Source organism: Nocardioides marmorisolisilvae (genome assembly GCF_003725775.1).
Lineage (GTDB): Bacteria > Actinomycetota > Actinomycetes > Propionibacteriales > Nocardioidaceae > Marmoricola > Marmoricola marmorisolisilvae.
The window spans coordinates 273,882-299,166 of sequence record NZ_RJSG01000003.1; the positions used below are offsets into that span (position 1 = coordinate 273,882).

The 25,285-nt window shown below is 69.9% G+C and carries 23 protein-coding genes; 7 read left to right on the forward strand and 16 right to left on the reverse strand.

Translation table 11 applies throughout. The annotated features are described in order from the left end of the window. The first annotated feature begins 56 nt into the window (after positions 1-56). On the forward strand, positions 57-1,271 hold the full coding sequence (locus EFL95_RS16755) for an LCP family protein (protein ID WP_123235242.1): 1,215 nt from the start codon (positions 57-59) through the stop codon (positions 1,269-1,271). A gap of 4 nt (positions 1,272-1,275) precedes the next feature. On the opposite strand, the gene EFL95_RS16760 is transcribed toward EFL95_RS16755, so the two are convergent. Both EFL95_RS16760 and purL read right to left on the reverse strand, forming a co-directional pair. After that, entirely contained in the window at positions 1,276-1,566 is a 291-nt protein-coding gene (locus EFL95_RS16760) for a sterol carrier family protein (RefSeq protein ID WP_183407234.1), read from the reverse strand. Positions 1,567-1,596: 30 nt separating this feature from the next. Then, complete coding sequence (gene purL / locus EFL95_RS16765; RefSeq protein ID WP_123235243.1) at positions 1,597-3,858, reverse strand: phosphoribosylformylglycinamidine synthase subunit PurL; 2,262 nt, start codon at positions 3,856-3,858, stop codon at positions 1,597-1,599. Between the two features lie 104 nt (positions 3,859-3,962). Here purL and EFL95_RS16770 point away from each other — a divergent pair, with 104 nt between their 5' ends. Both EFL95_RS16770 and EFL95_RS16775 read left to right on the forward strand, forming a co-directional pair. After that, on the forward strand, positions 3,963-5,300 hold the full coding sequence (locus EFL95_RS16770; RefSeq protein WP_148045091.1) for a glycoside hydrolase domain-containing protein: 1,338 nt from the start codon (positions 3,963-3,965) through the stop codon (positions 5,298-5,300). 112 nt (positions 5,301-5,412) lie between these two features. Further along, positions 5,413-6,870, forward strand: coding sequence for a glycoside hydrolase domain-containing protein (locus EFL95_RS16775; protein WP_123235245.1), 1,458 nt, complete (start codon positions 5,413-5,415; stop codon positions 6,868-6,870). Here EFL95_RS16775 and purQ read toward each other — a convergent pair. From purQ to EFL95_RS16825, 10 genes are all read right to left on the reverse strand, one after another. Then, positions 6,867-7,517 carry a phosphoribosylformylglycinamidine synthase subunit PurQ gene (purQ, locus tag EFL95_RS16780; RefSeq protein WP_123235246.1) on the reverse strand — a complete coding sequence of 217 codons (651 nt, stop codon included), beginning with the start codon at positions 7,515-7,517 and terminating at the stop codon, positions 6,867-6,869. The two genes, EFL95_RS16775 and purQ, sit on opposite strands and share 4 nt — an antisense overlap. Next, a complete protein-coding gene (gene purS / locus EFL95_RS16785; protein WP_123235247.1) occupies positions 7,514-7,759 on the reverse strand; it encodes a phosphoribosylformylglycinamidine synthase subunit PurS in 246 nt (81 codons plus the stop codon). The genes purQ and purS overlap by 4 nt, the downstream gene beginning before the upstream one ends. A gap of 69 nt (positions 7,760-7,828) precedes the next feature. After that, entirely contained in the window at positions 7,829-8,302 is a 474-nt protein-coding gene (locus tag EFL95_RS16790; RefSeq protein WP_123235248.1) for an SRPBCC family protein, read from the reverse strand. Between the two features lie 15 nt (positions 8,303-8,317). Then, complete coding sequence (locus tag EFL95_RS16795; protein ID WP_123235249.1) at positions 8,318-9,667, reverse strand: LCP family protein; 1,350 nt, start codon at positions 9,665-9,667, stop codon at positions 8,318-8,320. A gap of 140 nt (positions 9,668-9,807) precedes the next feature. After that, a complete protein-coding gene (locus tag EFL95_RS16800; protein ID WP_123235250.1) occupies positions 9,808-11,379 on the reverse strand; it encodes a long-chain-fatty-acid--CoA ligase in 1,572 nt (523 codons plus the stop codon). A 55-nt stretch (positions 11,380-11,434) separates the two neighbouring features. Continuing rightward, positions 11,435-11,854, reverse strand: a complete 420-nt coding sequence (locus tag EFL95_RS16805; protein ID WP_123235251.1) for an SRPBCC family protein — start codon at positions 11,852-11,854, stop codon at positions 11,435-11,437. Beyond that, positions 11,851-12,183, reverse strand: coding sequence for a hypothetical protein (locus EFL95_RS16810; RefSeq protein ID WP_123235252.1), 333 nt, complete (start codon positions 12,181-12,183; stop codon positions 11,851-11,853). Before EFL95_RS16810 ends, EFL95_RS16805 begins: the two co-directional genes overlap by 4 nt. Positions 12,184-12,247: 64 nt before the next feature. Beyond that, positions 12,248-13,147 carry a phosphoribosylaminoimidazolesuccinocarboxamide synthase gene (locus EFL95_RS16815; RefSeq protein WP_123235253.1) on the reverse strand — a complete coding sequence of 300 codons (900 nt, stop codon included), beginning with the start codon at positions 13,145-13,147 and terminating at the stop codon, positions 12,248-12,250. A gap of 26 nt (positions 13,148-13,173) precedes the next feature. Then, complete coding sequence (locus tag EFL95_RS16820) at positions 13,174-13,674, reverse strand: hypothetical protein (protein ID WP_123235254.1); 501 nt, start codon at positions 13,672-13,674, stop codon at positions 13,174-13,176. 10 nt (positions 13,675-13,684) lie between these two features. Next, entirely contained in the window at positions 13,685-14,977 is a 1,293-nt protein-coding gene (locus EFL95_RS16825; protein ID WP_123235255.1) for an MFS transporter, read from the reverse strand. A gap of 95 nt (positions 14,978-15,072) precedes the next feature. Here EFL95_RS16825 and EFL95_RS16830 point away from each other — a divergent pair, with 95 nt between their 5' ends. Together EFL95_RS16830 and EFL95_RS16835 are read left to right on the forward strand one after the other, a co-directional pair. After that, positions 15,073-15,696, forward strand: coding sequence for an RNA polymerase sigma factor (locus EFL95_RS16830; RefSeq protein WP_123235256.1), 624 nt, complete (start codon positions 15,073-15,075; stop codon positions 15,694-15,696). Between the two features lie 36 nt (positions 15,697-15,732). Next, on the forward strand, positions 15,733-16,290 hold the full coding sequence (locus EFL95_RS16835) for a DUF421 domain-containing protein (protein ID WP_123235257.1): 558 nt from the start codon (positions 15,733-15,735) through the stop codon (positions 16,288-16,290). Position 16,291: 1 nt separating this feature from the next. Here the strand turns inward: EFL95_RS16835 and EFL95_RS16840 are convergent, their stop codons facing one another. Then, entirely contained in the window at positions 16,292-17,122 is an 831-nt protein-coding gene (locus tag EFL95_RS16840) for a hypothetical protein (protein ID WP_123235258.1), read from the reverse strand. A gap of 123 nt (positions 17,123-17,245) precedes the next feature. Between EFL95_RS16840 and EFL95_RS16845 the strand changes: the two genes are divergently transcribed. Beyond that, the gene (locus EFL95_RS16845) at positions 17,246-17,863 is read left to right on the forward strand and encodes an HIT family protein (protein ID WP_123235259.1); all 618 of its coding nucleotides are present in this window, start codon (positions 17,246-17,248) and stop codon (positions 17,861-17,863) included. 10 nt (positions 17,864-17,873) lie between these two features. Here the strand turns inward: EFL95_RS16845 and EFL95_RS19945 are convergent, their stop codons facing one another. Both EFL95_RS19945 and clpB read right to left on the reverse strand, forming a co-directional pair. Beyond that, positions 17,874-20,147 carry an ATP-binding protein gene (locus tag EFL95_RS19945; protein WP_148045092.1) on the reverse strand — a complete coding sequence of 758 codons (2,274 nt, stop codon included), beginning with the start codon at positions 20,145-20,147 and terminating at the stop codon, positions 17,874-17,876. 69 nt (positions 20,148-20,216) lie between these two features. Continuing rightward, positions 20,217-22,796, reverse strand: coding sequence for an ATP-dependent chaperone ClpB (gene clpB, locus EFL95_RS16855; RefSeq protein WP_123235261.1), 2,580 nt, complete (start codon positions 22,794-22,796; stop codon positions 20,217-20,219). A 128-nt stretch (positions 22,797-22,924) separates the two neighbouring features. Here clpB and EFL95_RS16860 point away from each other — a divergent pair, with 128 nt between their 5' ends. Continuing rightward, positions 22,925-23,524, forward strand: a complete 600-nt coding sequence (locus EFL95_RS16860; protein ID WP_123235262.1) for a diacylglycerol-binding protein — start codon at positions 22,925-22,927, stop codon at positions 23,522-23,524. On the opposite strand, the gene EFL95_RS16865 is transcribed toward EFL95_RS16860, so the two are convergent. Then, entirely contained in the window at positions 23,521-25,275 is a 1,755-nt protein-coding gene (locus EFL95_RS16865) for a hypothetical protein (protein ID WP_123235263.1), read from the reverse strand. The genes EFL95_RS16860 and EFL95_RS16865 overlap by 4 nt on opposite strands. Between the last annotated feature and the right edge of the window lie 10 nt (positions 25,276-25,285).

Sequence of the window (25,285 nt, forward strand, 5' to 3'; positions counted from 1 at the left end):
AGGGTTTCGTCGGACAGAAAACCACCACCCTGAACGCCCAACGGGGGGCACTCACCGTGACGCAAGATCCGCCGGAGGAGACGGACGGCGTTGAGCCGACCCCGAACGCGGAGGTCCCGGCACCGGAGCCCGACGCCGCTCCCGAGGCCAGTGCCGCACCGACACCGTCGGTGGCCGACGAGCTCCCCGAGGCCCCGCCGCAGGTCGAGCTGATCAACGACGCCGACCTCAAGTGGCTCGACGCCCCGCAGCTCTCCGACGAGGAGCGCGACCGTCGCCACGAGCGCAAGGAGCGGCACAAGGCGAAGGTCCGCGCCCAACGCCGGCACCGCCGCTGGTGGAAGATCGCCGGCGTCGGCTTCGCCACCTTCCTGGTGCTCTTCGGCTTCTGGTTCTACTGGACCTTCGGCGGGCTCAGCCGGATGCCGGCGGTCGCCGGTCAGGCCGGCCTGAACACCCCGGGCGAGACGATCCTGCTCGTCGGCAGCAACCCGAGCGAGCCGGACGCCGTCACCACCGGGACCGGCTGGCAGGCCGCCCTGCACCGCAGCGACCTGGTGATGCTGCTGCACCTGACCCGCAACAACCGGGCGATGTTCGTGATCTCGATCCCCGGCTCGAGCCTGGTGCCGATCCCGGGCCACGGCGACGGCCGGCTCGGGCAGGCCTACGACACCGGCGGCGAGAAGCTCTACGTCCGCACCATCGAGCAGCTCACCGGCGTCCGCCTCGACCACGTCGCCGTGATGGATCTCAACGGGCTGCGCGAGATCACCGACGAGGTCGGCGGCATCGTGGTCGACGTTCCGCGCGAGGCGTGCGGCATCCCGCCCGGGCTGCGCCGGCTCGACGGCCAGCAGGCGCTGGACTACATGGCGCTCGAGCCGTGCCTGCCGCGCAAGGACCTCGACCGCGTCGAGCGCGAGCAGGGCGTGATGCGCGCGCTGATGCGGGGCGCCGTCGACGGCGGCAAGCTGACCAACCCGTTCCGGGTCAACAAGGTGCTGCGCTCGACCGCGGGTCACCTCACCCTGGAGAAGGGCTTCGGGTACCCCGGGATGATCGGCCAGATCTGGTCGATGCGGAAGCTGCGCACCACCAACACGACGTTCCTGACGGTGCCGGTCGCGGCCAAGCCGAACGGCACGGTGAACGGCGCCGACGTGATCCACCTGGACCCGGCCAAGGACCAGGCCCTGTGGGACGCGTTGCGCCAGGACCGGATCGCCGACTACCTGGCGCTCAACTCCGACGCCGACGTGCTCGAGTGACGCGTCACTCGTTGAGGGGCAGGTAGCCCGACAGGTCGGTGCGCTCGCCCGAGGCGTGCACCTTGCCGGATCCGATCGCCTCTGCCCAGGACAGCGTTCCTTCGGCGAGCGCCAGCCAGGTCTCCGGGTCGGTCTCGACGACTGCCCGCGGGGTGCCCCGGGTGTGCCGGCCGCCCTCGACGGCCTGCACGGCGCCGAACGGCGGCACCCGCACCTCGACCGAGTAGCCGGGCGCCCGGGCCGCGAGCACGGCGAGGTAGTGCTTGGTCAGTCGCTTCTGCTCGTCGCGGTCCATGGTTTCGACAGGCTCAACCAGCGCAGGACGTCAGCTGCCGAGGGCGGCCGGCAGGGTCGCCGACCAGGCAGCACGCAGCTCGGCGAGCGGGATCTCGAATTGACCGTCGACGACCAGCGCACCGCCGGCGGTGACACCGATCGGGGTCGCGACCACGCCGTGGTCGGAGGCGAGCGTCCGCAGCGCGTCCGCGTCACCGGAGTCGACGGTGACGACGACGCGGCCGGCCGACTCGCTGAACAGCGCGGTGAAGGCGTCCCCGGACAGCGTGGTGACCACGCCGATGTCGTGGCGCAGCGTCGACTCGACCAGGGTCTGCGCGAGCCCACCCTCGGAGACGTCGTGCGCGGAGGTCAGCATCCCGACGCCGGCGGCGAGGAGCTCGGCCAGCGCCTTCTCCCCGGCCAGGTCGACCGTCGGCGGCGTGCCGCCGAGGTGTCCGTGCACGACGTGCGCCCACTCCGAGCCGGACAGCTCCTCGCGGGTCTCGCCGAGCAGGAAGACGACCTCACCCTCGGCCTGGAAGCCGGTCGGCGTGCGCTTCGTGACGTCCTCGATGACGCCGAGGACGGCGACGACCGGCGTCGGCAGGATCGCGGTCTCGCCGGTCTGGTTGTAGAGGCTGACGTTGCCGCCCGTCACCGGGATGCCGAGCTCGAGGCAGCCGTCCTTCAGGCCCCGGCACGCCTCGGCGAACTGCCACATCACGTCCGGGTCCTCCGGTGAACCGAAGTTCAGGCAGTCGCTGATCGCCAGCGGTTTGGCGCCACCGGTGGCGACGTTGCGGTAGGACTCGGCCAGGGCGAGCTGCGCGCCGGCGTACGGGTCGAGCTTGGCGAAGCGGCCGTTGCAGTCGGTCGAGACCGCGACGCCGAGGTTCGTCTCCTCCTCGATACGGATCATGCCGCTGTCGCTCGGCTGGGCGAGCACGGTGTTGCCGAGCACGTAGCGGTCGTACTGGTCGGTGATCCAGGACTTGTCGCACAGGTTTGGGCTGGCGGCCAGCGTCAGCACGGTCGCGCGCAGCTCGTCGCCGGTGACGGGCCGGGCCAGCGCCTCGGCGCCGTCGGCCTGCAGCGCGTCCTGCCAGTCTGGGCGGGCGTAGGGCCGGTTGTACGTCGGACCGTCGTGGGCGACCGAGCGCGGCGGCACGTCGACGACGCGTTCGCCGTGCCAGTCGATGTGCAGGCGGCCCGAGTCCGTGACCTCACCGATCACGACCGCTTCCACGTCCCACTTCTCGCAGATCGCCATGAAGGCGTCGACGTCGGCGGGCTCGACGACCGCCATCATCCGCTCCTGCGACTCGCTCATCAGGATCTCCTCCGGGGCGAGCGTGGAGTCACGCAGCGGCACCCGGTCGAGCTCGACGTGCATGCCGCCGTCGCCCGCGCTGGCAAGCTCGGAGGTCGCGCAGGACAGGCCCGCGCCGCCGAGGTCCTGGATGCCCGCGACCAGACCGGCCGCGAAGATCTCCAGGGTGCACTCGATGAGCAGCTTCTCCATGAACGGGTCGCCGACCTGGACGCTGGGGCGCTTGGCCGGACCGTCCGCGTCGAAGGTCTCGGAGGCCAGCACCGAGACACCGCCGATGCCGTCGCCGCCGGTGCGGGCGCCGTACAGGATCACCTGGTTGCCGACACCGGACGCCTTGGCCAGGTGCAGGTCCTCGTGCTTGAGCACGCCGACGCAGAGCGCGTTGACCAGCGGGTTGCCCAGGTAGGTGGAGTCGAAGACGGCCTCGCCGCCGATGTTCGGCAGGCCGAGGCAGTTGCCGTAGCCTCCGACGCCGGCCACGATCCCGGGCAGCACCCGGTGCGTGTCGGGGGCGTCGAGCGGGCCGAAGCGCAGCGGGTCCATCACCGCGACCGGACGGGCACCCATCGCCAGGATGTCGCGGACGATGCCGCCGACGCCGGTGGCCGCACCCTGGTACGGCTCCACGAACGACGGGTGGTTGTGCGACTCGACCTTGAAGGTGACCGCGTAACCCTGACCGACGTCGATCACGCCCGCGTTCTCGCCGATGCCGGCCAGCATCTTGCCGACCGGGGTCTCCTGCGGGATCTCGGAGAACTGCTTGAGGTGCACCTTGGTGGACTTGTAGGAGCAGTGCTCGCTCCACATCACCGAGTACATCGCCAGCTCGGAGCTGGTCGGGCGGCGACCGAGGATCTCGCGGATACGGGCGTACTCGTCGGCCTTCAGCCCGAGGTCGGCCCAGGGCTGCTCCCGGTCCGGATCCTGCGAAGCGGCGGCGACGGTGTCGAGGGCGGTGCGGGCTACAGACACGAAAAAGTGCTCCGGGCTCGGGGGATGTCGCACCAAATCTATCCGGTCGGGCCCGGGTTATCGTGGCCGGGATCCCCGCGACTTCCCCCGCTTGGAGCTGGTTCGTGCTTTCCCCCACATCCCTGTTCGCCTCGGTGCGGCAGGCCACCACCACGACCGTCGTCGGCGCTGCCGTCCTGGCAGCCGCCCTGGCGCTGTCCGGCTCGACCCCGGAGCTCGCTCCGGTGGCCTACGCGAACCCGGTCACCCCCGGCCCGATCACCGGCTACGGCTTCGACCGCTGCGAGACCCCGAGCCAGTCGGCGATGACCGCCTGGCGCAAGTCCTCGCCCTTCCGCGCCGTCGGTGTCTACATGTCCGGGGTGCTGCGCTACTGCAGCGACCAGCCGAACCTGACGCCCACCTGGGTGCACACCCAGCTCGCCGCCGGCTGGCGCCTGCTGCCGATCCACCTCGGTCGCCAGGCCAACTGCACCACGGTCGAGCGCTACCAGGCTCACCGGATCAGCGCGTTGCCGGCCAACAACTACTCCTACGCGCGCTCCCAGGGGATCGACGAGGCGCGGACCGCGGTGGCGGCCGCGAAGAAGCTCGCGCTCCCGCGGCACAGCACGATCTTCTACGACCTCGAGAGCTTCAACATCGGGAACTCGGCCTGCCGCAGCTCGGCGCTCCGGTTCATCGGCGCCTGGACCTCCGAGCTCAAGAGCCTCGGCTACGCCTCGGGCATGTACTCCAGCGCATCGACGGGCATCAAGATGCTCGACGACGCCCGGGTCAGTGCGAGCAACACCGTCCCGCTCCCGACCTACATCTGGATCGCGGACTGGAACGACAAGCGGAACACGTCCTCGACCTACATCCGCTCCGACGGCTGGCCGGGACGGCGGCTGCACCAGTACCACGGAGGCCACAGCGCGTCGTACGGCGGAGTGACCATGACCGTCGACAGCAACTACCTCGACCTGCACGGGTTCCCGAAGTGCACGAGCAGCGACATGAACCGGTCGAGCTACCGGTTCACCACCCCCGACATCAACCGCACCCTGGTCACGCCGCTGCAGTGCCTGCTGAAGAAGAACGGCTATTACACCGCGACCGTGACCGGCGCCTGGAACAACGCCACCACCACCGCGGTGCAGGCGTTCCAGGTCAAGGTGCACCACACCCAGGCGGCGTCGTTCAGCCGGTCCGACTGGGTCGCGCTGCTCAGCGCCGGCACCCAGCGCACGACGCTCAAGCCCGGGGTGAAGGGCTGGGACGTGATCCGGGCCCAGCGCGCGCTGAACGCCGCGACCTCGGCGGAGCTGTCGATCACGGGCACCTACAACGCGGCGACCCAGCGGGCGGCGGCGGCCTACCAGAAGGCGAACCACATCTCGCCGTCCGCGGGCATCATCGCCGCGATCACCTGGCGCTCCCTGGTCGCCGGCCACTGGTGACAGTCACCGAATTCCGGAGCGGCCGAGTTATAACGACGAGATAGCCGATTCCTCAGCCGCACCCCGGAACGCGACATAGCGTGAACGCGCTTTTGTCGCTTTTGGGGGAACAGTGTCTTTCACACCGTCGCGGCGGATCTCCGCCGCCGTCATCGTCCTGCTCGTCGGATCGGTCCTGCTCGGACCGGGGATCTCGACCGCCGACGCCGGCGGCAATCCGGCCACGCCCGGCAACTTCACGGGCAAGGCCTTCGACCAGTGCTCCGCACCATCGCAGCGTGCGATGAACGTGTGGCGCCGGCACTCGCCGTACCGCGGCGTGGGCGTCTACATCTCGGGTGCTTCCCGCGCCTGCCACCAGCGCCACCTGACCCGGACCTGGGTGCGGAAGCAGCTCGCCCACGGGTGGAAGCTGCTGCCGATCCACGTCGGCCCGCAGGCCTCGTGCAACCGGCACGCCCACCTGCGCGGTCACCGGATCAGCGCGAACCCGCGCCGCAGCTACGCCAGGGCCCGGGCCCAGGGTCGCGCCGAGGCGAGGTCGGCCGTCCGCGCCGCCCGGAGGCTCGGGCTGTCGCGCGGCAGCACGATCTTCTACGACCTGGAGGCGTTCAGCACCCGCTCGGCGTCGTGCCGCAACTCCTCGCTGCGCTTCCTGTCGTCCTGGACGCAGGGGCTGCGGTCGCACGGGTACGTCTCCGGCGTCTACTCCAGCGCATCCTCCGGGATCAAGCTCCTCGACCGCGCCCGGTGGGCTCGCTCCGGGCTGACCCTCCCCCAGCAGATCTGGGTCGCCGACTGGAACGGCCGGGCGAACACGCACTCGTCCTACCTGCACGCCGGCAGCTGGACCAACTCCCGGGTCAAGCAGTACCGCGGCGGCCACACCGAGCGCCACGGCGGCGTCGCCATCAACATCGACAGCAACTACGTCGACCTGCGGGTCCACCGGACGCGGAAGGCGACCCACCACGCGAAGGTGCACCACACCACGAAGCACCACACCAAGGCGCAGCACCCGAAGCACCACGCGACGAGGAAGCACCAGGCCCACTGGGTCTACCTGCCCGGCGGCAGCACCCCGGAGGTGCAGAACCCGGTGGCTGACCGCCTCTGCACGACCCGGCGGCTCAACCTCGCGACCTACTTCTCGACGGGCGTGTTCCGGCGCGAGAACCTGCACGCCCGGCTCCAGTGCGTGCTCAAGCAGAACGGCCTGTACCCGCACGACGTCAACGGCTACTGGGGACGTCGTACGGCGTTCAGCGTGAACAAGCTGCAGTCCGGCTCGGACCGCAAGGTGCGTACGACGATGACCCGCGGCGACTGGGTCTCGCTCCTCGTCACCGGCAACCACACCTCGTGGCTCAGGCGCGGCGTGCGCGGTGCCGACGTCGTCCGCGTGCAGCGCGCCCTGCACGCTGCCGGGGTGTACGGCGTCTACATCACCGGGCGCTACGACCGCGCGACGCAGCGGGCCGTGAAGACCTACCAGCGCCGGGTCGGGATCCGGGCGACCGGAACCGTCGGGGCCAAGACCTGGCGCTACCTGGCGAAGGGGCGCGTCTAGGACAGGGACGTGAAGAACCCGAGCCCGTCGCTGCCGGGACCGCAGAGGTCCTCGATGGCGTGCTCGGGGTGCGGCATCAGCCCGACGACGTTGCCGGCCTCGTTGCTGATCCCGGCGATCGCGCGCTGCGATCCGTTCGGGTTGCCGACGTAGCGGGCGACGACCCGGCCCTCGGCCTCGAGCATGTCCAGCGTCTTCTCGTCCGCGACGAAGGACCCCTCGCCGTTCTTCAGGACGATGGTGACCTCCTGGCCGGCCTCGTAGGAGTTCGTCCAGGCGGTCTTGTTGTTCTCGATGACCAGGCGCTGGTCGAGGCAGCCGAACTTGCGGTGGTCGTTGCGGATCAGCGCGCCGGGCAGCAGGTGCGACTCGCAGAGGATCTGGAAGCCGTTGCAGATGCCGAGGACCGGCATCCCGCCCTTGGCCGCGTCGACGACCTCGGACATCACCGGCGCGAACCGTGCGATCGCGCCGCAGCGCAGGTAGTCGCCGTAGGAGAAGCCGCCGGGGAGCAGCACCGCGTCGACGCCCTTGAGGTCGTGGTCGCCGTGCCAGAGCGCGACCGCGTCGTGGCCGGCGTGCCGGACCGCGCGGCGCGCGTCGGCGTCGTCTAGCGAACCGGGGAAGGTGACGACCCCGACCTTCACGAGACGACCCGGACGGCGAAGTCCTCGATCACCGGGTTGGAGAGCAGGGTCTCGGCCATCTTCTCGACCTCGGCCAGCCGCTCCGGGGTGACCTCGCCGTCGATCTCGAGCTCGAACCGCTTGCCCTGGCGGACCTCGGTGACTCCGGAGAACCCGAGCCGGGGAAGCGCGCCGAGCACGGCCTTGCCCTGCGGGTCGAGGATCTCGGGCTTGGGCATGACGTCGACGACGACACGGGCCACGGGGCTACTCCTTGGAGGGACGAACACGGGCGACGCGCCAAGTCTAAGGGTCGCCGCGGGGTCACTCCGTCAGGTGGTCACCAGGCCGGCGAAGTTCGGCCACATCCGGGCGGCCCAGCGGCGCCAGAAGAATCCGAGCGCGGGATAGGCCAGCCGCGCCCCGACGTTCCGGCCGTGCAGCGTCCAGCTCCAGGTGGCGCGGGTGCCGTCGCCCTCGGGCTCGAAGGTGAACCGCCCGTCGATCGAGGAGACCAGCAGCTTGAACGGCCCCTCGATGCCGGTGATCCGGTAGCGGTAGTCGCTCGGGCGGGACAGGCCGACCAGCGTCTCGAGGTTGCCGGTGCCGTCGGAGAGCACGACGTTGCGCGTCTGGCCGACCTCGCTCCAGGCGCCGACCTGGCCCTCGCACCGGGCGATCGAGGGCAGTGGGCCGGACCGGTGCGGGAAGAGCCGCTCGAGCGGTGCGTCCAGCAGACCCTGGAAGGCCACGTCCGGCGTGACCGGTACCACCGTGGAGGAGGAGACGAAGTAGTCGTTGCCCATGGCCCGACCCTAGGTCTACTGGGCCACCGGGTGGTAGGCGCAGTCCGCGTTGGTGTCGCTGGCCTTGCTCGGGGTCGTGTCCCCCGGGTCTCCCGCCACGCTGTCGCCCGATCCTCCCGAGGACGTCGCGCCGCCCGTCGAGGAGTGGTGCACGGTCGGGTGCAGCGCTTTGTAGACCGCCGCCCGCACGTAGGCGAAGTCCGGGTCGTTGGGGTCGAAGGCCGCACTGCGCTCGAAGCCGACGGACCGGATCGGCTTCCCCTTGACCAGGCCTGCCAGGTCGACGAACGCGTGGAGCAGGCGGGACGGGATGTCGGTGCGGACGATGTCCTTGCTGGCCTCGGCCAGGGCGACGTACTTGCGCAACATCAGCGCCGGGCTGGCCTTCTTGACGATCGCGTTGATCGCGCAGCGCTGCCGGGCCATCCGCTTGTAGTCGGTGGAGCCGTAGCGTCCGCGGGTGTACCAGAGCGCCTGGTAGCCGTTCAGGGTCCGGTTCGGGCCGGGCTGGAGGTACTTCTTCGGGGGAATGTGCAGGTCGGTGTTGCCGCCCATCGGGATCGGCTCGTTGATGTTCACCGTGATGCCGCCGAGCACGTCGACCAGCTTCGAGAAGCCGTCGAGGTTGACCAGCACGTAGTAGTCGACCGGGATGCCGGTCGCACCCTCGACCGCGAGCTTGACCGCGTCCGCGCCCTCGTTGTCGGTCTTGCCGAGGACGCCCGGGTGCAGGGCCGGGATGTTCCGGTAGACCGCGTTGAGGAAGTACTCGGCGTTGTTCGGGGTCCCGTCGGTGAAACCGCTGGGGTAGAGCTTCGCCAGCGGTGACCCGGCCTTGAAGGGCACGTTCTGCAGGTTGCGCGGGAAGCTGAACAGCGTGGTGCTCCCGGTCTTCACCGAGATGCTCGCCAGGATCACCGAGTCGGTGCGGATGCCCTGGCGGTCGATGCCGCCGTCCCCGCCGAGGAGGAGCACGTTGACCCGGTCGCGGTGCCCCCACGGGTTGGCCTTGGTGACCTGCTTGGGAGTGGTGGCGCTCTCGTGGGTGCCGAAGACGGTGTGCACGACGTCGCGCTGCACCACGGCGTACCGGGCTCCGACGGCCATCGGCGCGCTCACCGCGAGGCACATCAGGCCGACGCCGGCGGCTCCGAGGACGCGGAACGGCAGCGTCGCGGTGCGCGAGCGGTTGCGGGCGTAGATCTTCCAGATCAGCGAGACCCACAGCGACCAGACCACGCCGATCACCACGACGACCCAGAGCAGGGCGGTCGGGTCGAGCGCGACGTCGATGATCTTGTCGCGCTTGAGCGAGAACACCCCGAAGCCGATCAGGCCGAGGAAGAGCCCCGGTACGACCGTCACGATCAGGGCTCGCCGAAGCGCCCGCCCTACTTGGTCAGGACGGGGTGCCTTGTGACGCCCCACGTGCGCGGGGACGTCCTGCGAGCCCCAGAACACGCCAGAATCCTAAGTGCTCGACCAAGCGTCGTCCGAACCTTCGCTCAGTCGACGAGCTCCCGCTTGAGGATCTTGCCGGTGGCGGTCATCGGCAGGCTCTCCACGAAGGTCACCAGCCGCGGGTACTTGTACGACGCCATCTGCTCCTTGCCCCAGGCCACCAGCTCCTCCTCGGTGACCGCGGCCCCGGCGTTCAGGATCACGAACGCCTTGACCTCCTCGCCGTGGGACTCGTGCGGGATGCCCACGACCGCTGCCAGGGAGACGTCGGGGTGGGTCATCAGGACCTCCTCGATCTCGCGCGGGTACACGTTGAAGCCGCCGCGGATGATCATGTCCTTGGACCGGTCGACGATGTAGTAGAAGCCGTCGGCGTCGCGGCGGGCCAGGTCGCCGGAGCGGAACCAGCCGTTCTGGATCGCCTCCGCGGTCGCCTCGGGACGCCCGTAGTAGCCCTTCATGATGTTGTGGCCCTTGATCGCGATCTCGCCGATCTCGTCGACGCCGGTGACCTCGGACCAGTCGTCGTTGATCAGCTTCACCTCGACGCCCCAGATCGGAACGCCGATCGAGCCGGGCCGCGGCTCCTGCTCCGGGTCGGAGAACGTCGCCACCGGCGAGGTCTCCGAGAGGCCGTAGCCCTCGAGGATCGTGACGCCGAGCTTCTCCTTGACCTTGCTGATGATCTCGACCGGGAGGCTCGCACCACCCGAGGCACCGATCCGCAGGTTGCGCGCGATCCGCTCGACGTCGACGCTGCCGCCGGCCTGCTCCAGTGCGGCGAGCAGGCCCCACCACATCGTCGGCACCCCGGCGAAGAAGGTGACGTCCTCCTTCTGCATCAGCCCGATCACCTGCTCGGCATCGAACCGCGGCACCAGCAGCAGCGTCGCCGCGGTCGCGAAGCCGGCGTGCATCTGCACGGTCGCGCCGAAGGTGTGGAACAGCGGCAGGGTGAGCACGTGGGTGTCGCTGGCCGGCTGGTTGCCGAAGAGCCGGTTCATCGTGACGACGTTCATCATCGTGTTCGAGTGGCTCAGCTCGGCACCCTTGGCCCGGCCGGTGGTGCCCGAGGTGAACAGGATGATCGCGGTGTCGCTCGCCTCGGTGACGACCGCGTCGAAGACCGGCGACTTCCCGGCGAGGGCCTGCCCGAGGGTCTCGGTGCCGTCGATCGAGGACGCCGCCGCCGGGTCGGCCATGATCATGAAGAAGTGCTCGATGCCGCTGCCGTCGGCCTTGGCCTGCTCGAAGCCCGCGTGACCCTCGGCGCCGATGGCCAGGTCCGGCGTGCCCTGGAAGCAGAAGTACGCCTTCACGTCCGCCTCGGTCAGGTGGAACGCGACCTCGCGCCCCTTGAGCAGGACGTTGAGCGGCACCACGACGCCGCCGGCCTTGAGGATCCCGTAGTAGACGATCGGGAAGTAGGGCAGGTTCGGGCAGCTGAGCGCGACCTTGTCGCCGGGCTGGATCCCCCGCTCGACGAGCAGGTTCGCGACCTGGTTCGCAGCAGCGTTGACCTGGGCGTAGGTGAGTCGGGTGTCGCCGAGAACCAGGGCGTCGCGGTCGGGGTACTGGCGGGCGGAGTCCTCGAGCAGGATCGAAAGGTTCAGCATGGAGGTAAACCTAGCCACGCAGGGGGCGGGAGTCTTTGGGCAGCGGCAACAATCTTCAGCCGTGCTCGCGTGCCAGCAGCCCAGCCGCGCGCCGCAGGTCCCCCGGTACGGCGAGCCGGGCGAGCGAGGTGAGCATCGGGCCGAGCGGACTCAGCAGCCCCTTCCCGCGGACCCGGAACTCCGGTGTGACGATGCATCCGCTCGCGACAGGCTCGACGTGAAGGGTCAGCTCGGCGATGATCCCGTGCCAGCTGCCGCGCTCGGTCCAGCGGGTCGACGGAACCAGCTCGGTGGTCTCCATCGCAGGCCGTACGCCGGCCGCAGTGACGTCGGTCCAGGTCTGACCGACGGCGGGTTCGGCGGGCGTGACGTCCTCGACGCGGCGCAACGAGGACTGCCAGAGCGGACGGTTGGCCGGGTCGACGAGGAAGGCGAAGGCGACCTCTGCGGGAACGCCGAAGCGGACCGAGATCATTGGTCGCCGAGCCCTCGACGCATCAGAGCAGTGACATCCCGATCCAGCCCTTCGACCCGCGCATCCAGCCGATCGAAACGCGCGTCGAGCTTCGCCTCGAACCGGTCGAAGCGCGCCTCCAGACGGTCGAACCGCTGGTCGACCAGGTCGAACCGCTGGTCAACCTCCGTGAAGCGGCGGTCAACGTCGGTGAAGCGGCAGTCAACCTCGGTGAAGCGGAGGCCTACCTCGGTGAAGCGCTGGTCGATGTTGCGTGCCGCATAGCCGAGAACACTGATGAGTGCCGTCATCAGGAAGATGAGTGAGGTCCACGTCTGGGCGTCGTTCATGGCAGGACCGTAAGTTCGGGCAGTCGGGCTCGGCCACCACGGATACCGGACCTGTGGAGAACCATCAGAACGACTCGCCTGTGAGCAATTCGTACGCCTCGACGTACCGGGCCCGGGTGTGGTCGATGACCTGTTGCGGCAGCGCCGGCGGACGCTCGCCGCTCGTCCGGTCCCAGCCGCTCTCGGGAGAGGTCAACCAGTCCCGGACGATCTGCTTGTCGTAGGACGGCTGGGCGCGGCCGGGCTGCCAGAGGTCGGCGGGCCAGAACCGGCTGGAGTCCGGGGTGAGCACCTCGTCGGCGAGCACGATGCTCCCGTCGGCACGCGCGCCGAACTCGAACTTGGTGTCGGCCAGGATGATGCCGCGCATCCGGGCCAGCTCCTCGGCGTGGCCGTAGATCGACAGGGTCAGGTCGCGCAGCGCCGCTGCGGTTCCGGCTCCGACCGCGGTCACCACCGCGTCGAAGGAGACGTTCTCGTCGTGGTCGCCGACGGCCGCCTTGCTGGCCGGCGTGAAGATCGGCTCGGGCAGGGCGCTGCCGTCCTCGAGCCCCTCGGGCAGCGCGATCCCGCAGACCTCGCCGGTGGCCCGGTAGTCGAGCAGGCCCGATCCGGTCAGGTAGCCGCGTGCCACGCACTCGACCGGGAACATCGCGAGCTCCTCGCAGAAGACCGCACGTCCGCGCACCGATTCCGGCACGTCGGTCGAGACGACGTGGTTCGGGATCAGGCTCGCCAGCTGGTCGAACCACCACAGCGACATCCGGGTCAGGATCGTGCCCTTGTCCGGGATGGTGCTGTCCAGCACGTAGTCGTACGCCGAGATCCGGTCGCTCGCGACCATCAGCAGCCGACCGGCCTGCGGGCCCTCGGTCATCCGGTACAGGTCGCGGACCTTGCCGGAGTGGATGTGCTGGGCGCCGTCGATCGCCGGGGCCGTTGGGATGTTCAGGTCGCCGCTCACGGAGCGAGCCTACAAAGCGGGACGACCTAGTCCGCGAGCTGTCCGACCTCGTAGCCGAGCTGGCAGCTCGACCCGTCGGAGCGCGACGAGATGATCACCGCCCACTTCTTGGTGGTGTACTGCGCCTGGAGGGTGTCGCCCGCGGTCATCGCGGCCTGCTTGGCGAACCCGGCGGCGACCAGCGCGGCGGCAGCCCGGTCGAAGCAGCCCTTCCGGGTGCCTACGGCCTGCAGCTCGATCTGCCAGCCCATCCGTCCGGTCGACTGGGTGCCGCTGTTCTTGCTGGTGACCACCCCCGAGACCACCGGCACCTCCGTCTGGGCCGGGAAGTCCGTCGGCAGGCCGACTGCCGGTGAGGTGGGCGTGCTGCCGTCGCTCGGCTCGTCGGTCGCGGTCGGGGTGCCGGTCGGCTGGTCCGAGCTGCTCGAGGTCGGATCGGCCTTCGGCTGCGGGTCGTCCTTGCCGCAGCCGGTGGCGCCCACGGCGAGGACGAGCGTGAGCGCGGCGAGGAGCGGCTTGACGGGCATGCGGTGGAGCCTAGAACGTCCGCTTCATCTCGTCGTACAGGTCCGGGTCATCGGCCAGCAGCCGGGCCCGTGCCTTGACCCGGTAGCGCCAGATCTGGACCAGGCCGACCGACCACAGGACGTACTGGAAGCTCATCGCCCAGCGGAACGCGTCGGGCGTGTAGTCGGTCGACGACCCCGGGGTGCGCCAGTCGAGGATCACTCCGATCGCGATCACCAGCGTCAGGCTCGCGAAGAAACCGGCCTGGTTGATGATCCCGGTGGCGCTCGCCAGCCGGTGCGGCGGGTTCGAGGTCCGGGCGAGGTCGAAGCCGATCACCGAGGCCGGGCCCCCGACGCCGGTGACCACGACCAGCACCACCAGCAACCAGAGCGGGGCCTCGCCGGGCCAGCTGAGCACGATCGTCCAGACCGTGACGATCGCAGCGACGATGCCCAGCACCAGGGTCGAGCGGTGCCACGGCCGGATCGTGATGCGCCAGCCGAGCAGCGGACCGGTTCCCATGATCGCCACCACCATCACGGTCAGCAGGACGCCGGCCGCGTCCTTGCTCAGGCCCTCTCCCTTGACCAGGAACGGGAACCCCCACAGCAACCCGAGGACGGTGGCGCTGAACTGGGTGGTGAAGTGCATCCAGAAACCGAGCCGGGTGCCGGGGTGGCTCCACGACTCGGCCAGGCTGGCCCGCATCGCCGTCAGGTTCATCGCCTGGCCGCGCAGGTTCCGGGTGGCCGGGGCGTCGTGCACGACGAGCAGCAGGAGCGTGGTCATCACGATGCCGAGCGAGGCGGCGATCAGGTACGACTTCGTCCAGCCGAGGTGGCCGAGCGCCCAGGTCATCGGCACCGCCGCGATGATCGCGCCGAGCTGACCGAGGACACCGGTGAACTGGATCATCACCGGCACCCGGCGCGGCTCGAACCACGTGTTGACCAGGCGCAGCACGCAGATGAACGTCATCGCGTCCCCCATGCCCACGAAGACGCGGGCCAGCAGCGCGAGCGGGTAGCTGTCCGCGAAGGCGAACCCGGTCTGCGCACAGGTCAGGAGCACAGCGCCGGCGGTGAGCACGCTGCGCGAGCCGAACCGGTCCACGAGCAGTCCCACGGGTATCTGCATCAGCGCGTAGACCAGCAGCTGGAGCATCGTGAAGGTCGCCAGCTGCGAGGCGGAGATGCCGAACCGGTCGGTGGCGGCCAGGCCGGCGACGGCCAGCGAGGAGCGATGGAAGACGGCGAGCAGGTAGACGCCGAGAGCGACCAGCCAGACGGCGTACACCGACCTCGGGCGGACTTCGCTCACACCCGGAATGGTGTCAGGTCTCCCGGCCGGTCCGGCGAACCAGGTATGAGAAACAGGCAATTCGGCGCATCCGCACGAACCCGGAAAACACGACAGTGGTCGCGACCCACCGACCCGTCTGGAAGCCGATGCACAACTCCTCACCCCTTGTCCCCGGTCGCGACCTCGACGACCTCACCGACACCGAGCTGCTGACCCTGGTCCGCAGCGGCGACCCGACGGCGTACGGCGTGCTGTTCCGCCGGCACCACCGCACGGCGGTCCGCATCGCCGGGGCGACCGTCGGTCACGGCCTGGCCGAGGAGCACGCAGCCGAGGCGTTCACCCGCGTGCTCGAGCTGCTGCGCCGAGGTCTCGGACCGGAGGCGTCCTTCCTCCCGTACCTGGTCACCACGATCCGCAACCTGAACATCGACCACGTGCGCAAGCAGCGCCCGGTCCACCTGGTCGAGGACGTGGCTCGTTGGGCGGACACCGCCGAGGAGAGCCAGGACTGGCTCGACCGGTTGGCCCACGGCGAAGCCGCAGAGGCGTACCGCCGGCTCCCGGAGCGCTGGCGGCAGGTCCTGCGGCTGCGCACCATCGAGGGCTGGAGCCTTGCCGAGACCGCCCAGGCGCTGGGACTCAGCCCGAACGCAGCGGCGCAGCTCTCGCTCCGGGCCCGCGAGGGTTTGCGCGCCGAGTACTTCACCAGCCTCGGACGCGCGCTCGCCGGCTGACCCGAACTCGGTGGCCGCAGGAGCAGGATGAACCCCATGTGGAACGACCTGATGCACCTCGACCTGTCGGTGACCGAGAAGGTGGTCCGCACGATCGCGGTCTACCTGGCGATCGCGGTGCTGATCCGCCTGGCCGGCAAGCGAGACCTGGCCCAGCTCAACGCCTTCGACCTGGTGGTCGTGCTGCTGCTGAGCAACGTCGTCCAGAACGCCATCATCGGCCCGGACAACAGCCTGCTGGGCGGGCTGATCGGCGCGGTCGTGCTGCTCGGCTTCAACGCCGGGGTGGTCCGGCTGTCGCGACGCAGCGACCGGGTGAGCCGAGCCCTGGAGGGAACGGCGACCGTGCTGGCCAAGGACGGCGAGTGGGACGAGGAGGCGCTGGCGCGCGAGGGCCTGCGGACCGCCGAGGTGGAAGCGGCCCTACGGCGGCAGAACGCCAACAACGTCCGCGAGACCGAGGAGGTCACCATCGAGCCGGGTGGCTCGATCATCGCGACCCTCCGGGAGGACCTGCAGTCGGCCACCCGCGCGGACGTCGCTCGGCTCGAGGCCAAGCTGGACGCACTCCTCGCGGGTGGCCGGACCGGCTAGGTCAGCCGCAGAGCACCGGGATCGGCACCAGGCCGCACAGCGTCGACAGGCCGCCGTCGCTGCCGAGGATGCCGGTCACGGTCTCGAGGATCGCCGACAGGTCGAGTCCTCCCGGGATCGGCAGTCCGCCGCCCATCCCGCTCAGCTGGCCGACCAGGCTGTTCACCAACGACGTGAGCACCTCGGGCGAGGCCAGGCCCCCGAGGATCGCGGTGACCTGGTCCGTCGAGAACAGCCCGCCGAACAAGGCCAGCACGTCGGTCGGCGACAGTGCCGAGGCGGCGTTGAAGCCGTTCAGCAGCGCGGTCAGCTGACCGTCGGTGAGGTGATCGGTGACGCCGGGCAGCAGGTCCTCGAGCAGCGCGGTGAGCTGGTCGGTGTTGATCGCCGACAGGTCGAGCCCGTTCGCGACCGCCAGCAGGGCCAGCTTCTTGCCAGCGCCGAAGGCCTTGGCCGCGGAGTTCTCGGCCGAGCAGATCTCGCCCATCTTCGTGTGCCGCACCTTGGTGGCAGCGACCAACGACCGGTAGTGCTTGGCCGCCTTCACGGCCGATGCCTTGAGGGCGGCCCGCGTCTTGGCGCCCTGGTGGGTGGCCGTCGCCTTGGCGAGGCGCTTGGCCGCCTTGAGCGCGTCCAGACGTGCCTGGTTCTGCAGGTGGCCGGACTTCTTCCAGAGGGCCTTCGCGGCGCTGCAGGACATCGGTGCCGGCGGCAGGTCGGTGGCGTTCGCCGTACCGGCGAGCGACGGGACGAACATCAGCCCAGCGGTCACGGCGAGGGCGCAGAAGGCCCCTTGGACACGGCGCGCGAGTGGAGCGTCGAGGAGGTGCATGCGGATTCCTTTCCCGGCGGCACCCCGTCCTTGGGGTGCACGTAGTCCCGCACCTATCGGCACCGAAGCCGCCGACCTGAGGGCAATCGGTCGATCGGTTCGACGCTCTGGCAGGGTGGCCGCATGGCTGAGTCACCCGAGGACCTGTTCGCCCGGATCACCGAGCAGGTGGGCGAAGGCGGCCGGCTGCCGATGACGCCGGCTGTCGACTGGGACGTATTCCCGTGGGAGGTCGTCGACGGAGCGATCGTGCCGAAGGTGCTCGCCGCACCGCTGCCCGTCGAGAACCCGCGCGAGGGTGATCCCGGCGGAAAGGCCTGCGCGCTGTGCTCCGGCGGCAACCACAGCGTGCCCATCTGGGAGAACGAGGCCTGGACGCTGCGCCCGATGGCGCGCGGCGGTCTCCCGCTGATCCTGATGCTCGAGCCCAAGGAGCACCTCGACTACACCGACCTGTCCGACGAGCAGGCCGCCGAGCTCGGCCGGCTCTCGCTGTGGATCGCCCGGATCATGGAGCACCTGGACCACGTCGGCCGGGCCCACGTGATGCGGATCGGGGACGGTTCGGCCCACCTGCACGTCTGGTTCATCGCGCGACCGGCCCGGTTCGGCAGCATCCTGGGCTCGTTCGCCATCGAGTACGACGACATGCTCCCGGCCACGCCCGAGGAGAACTGGCTGGCCGACCAGCGGACCGTCGCGCAGAGGCTCGCCCTGCACGACGGTCGTGCCCTGGTCTGAGCCGGGGGCGTTAGCCGTCCTGCCGCACCACCCAGGTCGCGATCTGGGCCCGCGAGCCGAAGTCCAGCTTGCGCAGCGCGTTCTGGACGTGACCCTGGGCGGTGCGTTCTGAGATGAACAGGCGCCCGGCGATCTCGCGGTTGCCGAGCCCGGTCGCGACCAGGCGGGCGACCTCGGTCTCGCGACGGGTGAGCGGCTCCAGCACGTCGGTCACCTCCGGCACGAGTTCCGCAGGCGCGGCCGACAGGTCGAGCGCGACCTCCACGGCCTCCTCCAACGACAGGCTCAACCCGCGCTCGTACGCCTGGGGATGCTCCCGCGGAGCCGTTTTCCGGAACGCGAAACGCTCGAAGCCATCTCTCCGGACAGCAGGAAACCTCTCGAACCCGAGGTCGGCCCGCCGGAACTGCCGCGCTGCCGCACCCAGGAGCAGCGCACAACGCTGCTCGTTGCCGGTCCGGTGTGCGAGCTGGGCCAGCGCGAGGATCTGGATTCCGATCGCCCTCGGGTCCTGCAGCCCCCAGGACAGGCGCAGCGCGGTGAGCGCGAAGCGCTCGGCCTCGGCCGGGTCAACACTCGGTTGCATCGCGAGCCAGGCGAGCGCGTGCCCCCGCAGCGCCCGCTCGCCGGTCCGCTCACCGAGCTCGACGGCTCGTTCGAGCAGCGCGCGACCCTCGGCCCGCGCCTCGAACTCCGCCAGGTGCGCGCCCACGTGGACGAGCGTGCCGGCGAGCTCGTTGCTGAACGGGACCAGGTCGAGGCGGCGCACCGACTCGCGCAGGGTGTCCAACCCGTCCGAGGTGCTGCCCTCCCACAGCAGGACCTGACCCTCGACGAGGTCAACGGCCCCCTGGACCAGGTGATCCGCCTCGTCGACGTCGCAGGACCGGGCCAGATCGACCATGGCGCGGGCATGGGCCGGGTCACCCTGCTGCATCGCCATCAACCCGCTGGTCTGTGCCGCCATCGCCCGGTCCCGGGAGGACCCCTCACCCGCGGCGAGGGCCCGGTCAGCCCAGTACCGACCTTCGCCGACGTGTCCGCCGATCGCCCAGAAGTGCTTCAGCTGGGCAGCCATCCGCAGCGCCACCGGAACGGTGTCGGGCTGTTCCAGTGCGTGTTCGAACGCGGCGCGGACGTTGCCCACCTCGGCGTCCAATCGCTGCAGCCAGCGAAGCTGTTCCGGCCCGATCCAGGTCGCCAGGAAGTCGGCGGCGATGTTTTCGACCCACTGCAGGTGCCGGTCCCGCACGGCACCGAGGCTCCCGTGCTCGACGAGCCGCTCCCGACCGACGTGGCGCACGCTCTCCAGCATCCGGTAGCGGTCGGAACCGTCGGTGGCGAACTGGACCACGGACTTGTCCACCAAACCGGCGAGCAGCCCGAGGACCTCCTCGTGCGCGATCCCGGTGCCCGAGCAGACCCGCTCGGCATCGCCCAGGTCGAACCCGCCGACGAAGACCGACAAGCGTTCCCACAGGGTTCGCTCGGCAGGACTGCACAGATCTTCGATCCACCGGATGGACGCCTCGAGCGAGTGGTGCCGAGGCGGTGCGTCGCGGAACTCGTGCGCGAGGTCCGCCGGGGCCTCGGTCAGCCGCTGCGCCAACGCATCCAACGGAAGCACCCGCAGCCGGGCAGCGGCCAGCTGGATCGCCAGCGGCAGACCGTCGACCGATCGCACCACCGCCTCCACCGCCTCCACGTTCTCCGGCGTCAGCGTGAAGCCCGCCACCGCGGACCGGGCGCGGTCGGCGAACATGGCGACCGCGGGTGCTGGGTGGTCGATCTCGCGCTCGGTCCCGGCAGCCGGGAGAGTGAGCGGCTCCACCTGGAACAGGACCTCCGCGCCGATGCCGAGCGGCATCTGGCTCGTCCCGAGGACGCGGACCTCGGGACAGCCGACCACCAGCGCGGCCACCAGGGCCGCGACGCCGTCGATCAGGTGCTCGCAGTTGTCCAGCACGACGGTCAATCGGCGCCTCTTGAGATGGGCGACCAGGTACTCCGGGTCTCCGGGGTCGCCCGGCGCCTGCAGTCCTGCCGCGGCGGCGACCGCGTGGCCGATCAAGGTCGGATCGCTGATCTCCTCGAGCCGGATCAGGAGCAGCTCGGCGTCCTCGTCCTCGGCGAGCTGGCTGACCAGCTGCTCCGCGATCCTGGTCTTGCCCACACCGCCCGGACCGGTGAGCGTCACCACGCGCGACTCGCGCAGCAGGGCGGCTGCAGCCGCCAGGTCGACCTCCCGGCCCACCAGGTTCGCGTAGGTCCCCGCTGCTCTCACTGACGGGATTCTAGGAATCCGGCGCGACGGACGCGCCCCCCGAATTGCTCATTGACCGATCGAGGAGGCTCAGTCCGTGACTCGGAGAGCCAGGCCCTCACCCTCGCTGTCCACGACCACGTGCTGGCCGTCGCCGACGGCGCCACCGATGAGCATCCGCGCCAGCGGGTCACCGATCGCCGTCTGCACCAGGCGGCGCAACGGACGGGCCCCGTACGCCGGGTCGTAGCCGTGGTCGGTCAGCCACGCCCGCGCCGAGTCGGTCACGGTGATGCTGATCCGACGGACCACGAGCCGCGACTCCAGCGCCTTGAGCTGGAGGTCGACGATGTGGGCCAGCTCGTCCTTGCCCAGCGCGTCGAACATGACGACCTCGTCGAGCCGGTTCAGGAACTCCGGCTTGAAGGACTGCCGCACCACGCTCATCACCGACTCGTGCTTCACCGCGTCGTCGATGGTCGGGTCGACGAGGAACTGCGAGCCGAGGTTGCTGGTCAGGATCAGCAGGGTGTTGCGGAAGTCGACCGTGCGACCCTGCCCGTCGGTGAGCCGCCCGTCGTCGAGCACCTGCAGCAGGATGTCGAACACCTCGGGGTGGGCCTTCTCGACCTCGTCGAGCAGCACCACCGAGTACGGACGACGGCGTACCGCCTCGGTCAGCTGGCCGCCCTCGTCGTACCCCACGTAGCCCGGCGGGGCACCGACCAGGCGCGCCACCGAGTGCTTCTCGGAGTACTCCGACATGTCGATGCGGACGATCGCCCGCTCGTCGTCGAAGAGGAAGTCGGCGAGCGACTTGGCCAGCTCGGTCTTGCCGACACCGGTGGGACCGAGGAACAGGAAGCTGCCTGCGGGTCGGTCGGGGTCGGAGATGCCCGCTCGGGAACGGCGAACGGCGTCGGAGACGGCGGCGACCGCGGTGCTCTGGCCGATCAGCCGCTCGCCGAGGATCTCCTCCATCCGCAACAGCTTCGCGGTCTCGCCCTCGAGCAGCCGGCCGGTGGGGATGCCGGTCCAGGCCTCGACGACCTCGGCGATCTCGGCCGGTCCGACCTCCTCGGCGACCATCGGGTCTTCGACCGCTTCGACAGTCTCCGCGTCAGCGATCTCCTTTTCCAGCGCGGGGATCCGGCCGTAGAGGATCTCTGAGGCCTGGGCGAGATCGCCCTCGCGCTGAAGCCTCTCGGCCTCGACCCGCAGCGTGTCGATCTGCTTGCGCAGCGCACCGGAACCCTCGAGCGCGGACTTCTCCCGCTCCCAGCGGGCCTCCAAGCCGCGGAGCTCCTCCTCCTTGTCGGCCAGGGTGATGCGCAGCTGGTCGAGACGGTCACGACTCGCGTCGTCGGTCTCGCGCTCGAGCGCGAGCTGCTCCATCTTCATCCGGTCGACGTCGCGGCGGAGCTGGTCGATCTCGACCGGCGAGGACTCGATCTCCATCCGCAGCCGGGACGCGGCCTCGTCGACCAGGTCGATCGCCTTGTCCGGCAGCTGTCGGCCGGTGATGTAGCGGTCGGAGAGCATCGCGGCCGCGACCAGCGCGGCGTCGGTGATCTTCACGCCGTGGTGGGCCTGGTACTTCTCCTGAAGGCCGCGCAAGATCGCGACGGTGTCCTCGACGCTCGGCTCACCGACGAACACCTGCTGGAAGCGCCGCTCCAGAGCCGGGTCCTTCTCGATCCGCTCGCGGTACTCGTCCAGCGTGGTCGCGCCGATCAGCCGCAGCTCGCCGCGGGCGAGCATCGGCTTGAGCATGTTGCCGGCGTCCATCGCGGAGTCGCCGCTGGCGCCCGCGCCGACGACGGTGTGCAGCTCGTCGATGAAGGTGATCACCTGGCCCTGGGCCGCGGTGATCTCCTCGAGGACGGCCTTGAGCCGCTCCTCGAACTCGCCGCGGTACTTGGCACCGGCGACCATGGCCGCCAGGTCGAGACTGAGCACCCGTCGTCCCTTCAGGGAGTCCGGGACGTCGCCGGCGACCACGCGCTGGGCCAGGCCCTCGACGACCGCGGTCTTGCCGACGCCGGGCTCACCGATCAGCACGGGGTTGTTCTTGGTACGACGCGAGAGCACCTGGATGACGCGGCGGATCTCGGCGTCGCGGCCGATCACCGGGTCGAGCCGGCCCTCCTCGGCGCGCGCGGTCAGGTCGACGGCGTACTTCTCCAGGGCCTCGTAGGTGGCCTCGGCCTCCTCGCTGGTGACCTTGCGGTCACCGCGCACGCTCTGCACGACCTCGGTCAGCGTGGCCTCGGTCGCACCAGCGGCGTCGAACGCCGTCTTGACCGGGCTCTCCACGGCGGCGAGTGCACGCAGCAGATTCTCGGTGGCGACGTACTCGTCCTTCATCGCGGTCGCGAGCTCGACGGCCTTGGCCAGCACCCGGGTCAGGGCAGGCGAGGCGGTCGGGGTGGCCACGGTGGCGCCGGTCGCGCTCGGCAGGTTGGCGGCGTCCTTCTCCAGCAGGTGGCCGAGCGCGACGACGTCGACCCCCGCCTTTTCGAGCAGGGACGGGGCGAGCCCGTTCTCCTGGTTGAGCAGCGCGAGCGCCAGATGCACCGGCTCGATCTGGCTGTTGCCGGCGGTCACCGCTGCGGTGTGGGCAGCGTTGATGACCTCGACGCTGCGCGAGGTGAACTTGGAGCCGTCCATGCGGTCCTCTCTCCCGGTCCCTTGATGTCATGGTGACGGACCTCTTCGCATCCGTCATCGGTTCAACGAACGTAAAGTTGAGTCCATTCCACTCAACTCTGAGATTTTTCTGCCGCTAGTCTCCGGCCATGAAGCTGCGACTCCCGGTGCTCGGCGCCCTGTTCCTGCTCGGAGCCGCGGCGAGTCTCCTCGGCGACCACTTCCACGTCAGCACGCTGACCACCGCCTACCTCGACCGGGCGCACGACGTCCCCTTCCTCTGGGACAGCCCAATCTGGTTCCCGGTGCTGGTCGGCGCGGGGACCGCCGGCCTGGCCGACCTGCGGCTCCGGCTCGGTGCGCCCCGCACCTCGGTCGAACCCCGGTACGCCGTCGGCGGGATCGCGGCCGTGCTGGGGAGCTACGCGTTCACCACGGCCCTGGGCGGCTTCCCGGATGCGGTCTCGGTGACCCTGATCGCGGCGCCGGCCGTTCTGGTGTGGTGCTTCATCGGGGACCGCTTCGCGGTCGTCTGCGGAGTGCTGGCCGCCGTCGTCGGACCGGCGATCGAGATCGCCCTGGTGAAGGCGGACGTGTTCAAGTACTCCCCCGACTCCGACTCACTCTTCGGCGTCGGGCCGTGGCTGCCGCCGCTCTACTTCGGGTTCGGTGTGGTCGCCTCGGTGCTCGGCGAGCTGGCTGTCAGGCGACCGCCGGCCGCGACCCAGGGACAACCAGCCAGGACCTAGGAGATCGGCATCTGAACCTGGGCTGCGACCACGTCCCTGCGGTATGCGTTGTTCAGCGACATCAACGTGAACGGGAACGTCGCGCCCTGTCCGTGCGCGCTGCTCGGCGGCCTCACCACGAGGCGGAGGTAGCTGAACGAGCGCGGCGCGAGGTTCACCACGTAGTCGCTGTGGGTCACCGCGTAGGTAATGGAGGTATGACCCGTGGCGCCCTTCAGGTACGTCGCGCCGAAGCCGTTCACGTGCGCGGCCCCTCGAATCCGGATCCGGTCAGACCCGCTGCCGTCGTTCTGGATCACGATGAGGAAGGTCCTCTTGCCGGCGACCGTCTGCCCTGCGCCGGTGGTGTTGAAGACGTTGTTGCCCTGGTACGTCCCACCGGCAGGCCTGATCCAGGCGTCCGGCCGGTACGGAGTGATCAGGGACTGATTGACCTTGGCCTTGGCGAGAACCTCGGCGTCCGTCGTCCCGATCACGAAGCTCTGCCGGATCAATCGGTAGTCGCCGCCCGGTACCCGGATCGATGCCGCCACCAGATTGATCAGGCCGTTCTGCTCCCACTGCACCCCGGTCGGGAAGCCGAACGTGACGGCACCTCGAGGTACGTACAGGTCGCCGTCCGGCGCGGTGTTGCTCTCGCGAAGCTCGGCCGAGTTCGCGAGCGGCCACGGCGCGGTGAGCGTGATCTGGGGGTCAGGGTCCGTGAAGTAGCCGCCGTGCCCGAGCTTCATCCCGACCACGGTGCTCTCGCCCGACTGGGCGTCGACGGTGTTGACGTTCTCGACGTAGATACCGGAGATCGAGTGCGCCTTGCCGTCGGTGCTGCGCCACACGTCCCGGACGCGCACCTGGCGATCCGAGTCGGCGGTGGTGTACGTGCGCTCGAGCTGCACACCTGCGGTCTTGAACTCAGGGCAGGCTCCCGGGTCCGGCGGGTAGGTGGTGACCGACGAGCACAGCACGTAGGGGTCGGTCTCGCGGATCGTCACCACGCCCGACGCGTCACGTTGCGCGCTGTAGGTGAGGGCGGGAGCGCCAGGACGGTCGACGAAGTTCAGGGCAGCCTGCGCGGTGTACGGGCTGAAAGCGTCCTTGCCGTCGATACGCACCGCACTCCGCACCGCGCCCGAGCGGTGCGGAAGCCCGGCGGCGGCGCCGGACCACAGGTAGTTCGAGCTGATCCCGCCGGGGTAGCTGAGCTGGCTACCGAAGAGTCCACCGCGGCCGACCGAGTGGAACTCGTTCCAGGCCTTCGACCCCTGGAAGACTGCGTCGAAGTCGTAGGTCATCCCTGCATGGGGACCACTGGCCACCTTGGTGCTGGTCAGGTACTCCGTGGTGATCGTCGGTCCGGAGAACGCAGCCAGGCTGGCGCCGTCGGTAAAGCTGTCCGGCACGGCGCGGAGCCGACAGGAAGCTTTCGCCGCCGTGATGGGCATCTCGGCCGAGAACGTTCCGTCCACCTGGACCGGCACGGCGAACGCACCACCGTTCCAGTCGCGCGAGCCCGCTACTCCGAAGCACCGGATGTCCACGGTGTCACCCGTGGTCCCGTCCGAGGTCCCGGTCACCGTGACGGTCTCGACCGGATCGCTGTGGGCGTCGTCGACCAGGTAGTGCGCTCCGTCGAGCGGCGAGGTGATCGTCGTCGTGCTGACGTCAGCACTGGCCGGCGACTGCAACGCGACGACACCGGCCCCGGTCAGGGCGATCATCAGCACCGGGATGACACGTGCGCGGGTGAACCTCATGACGCTCCTC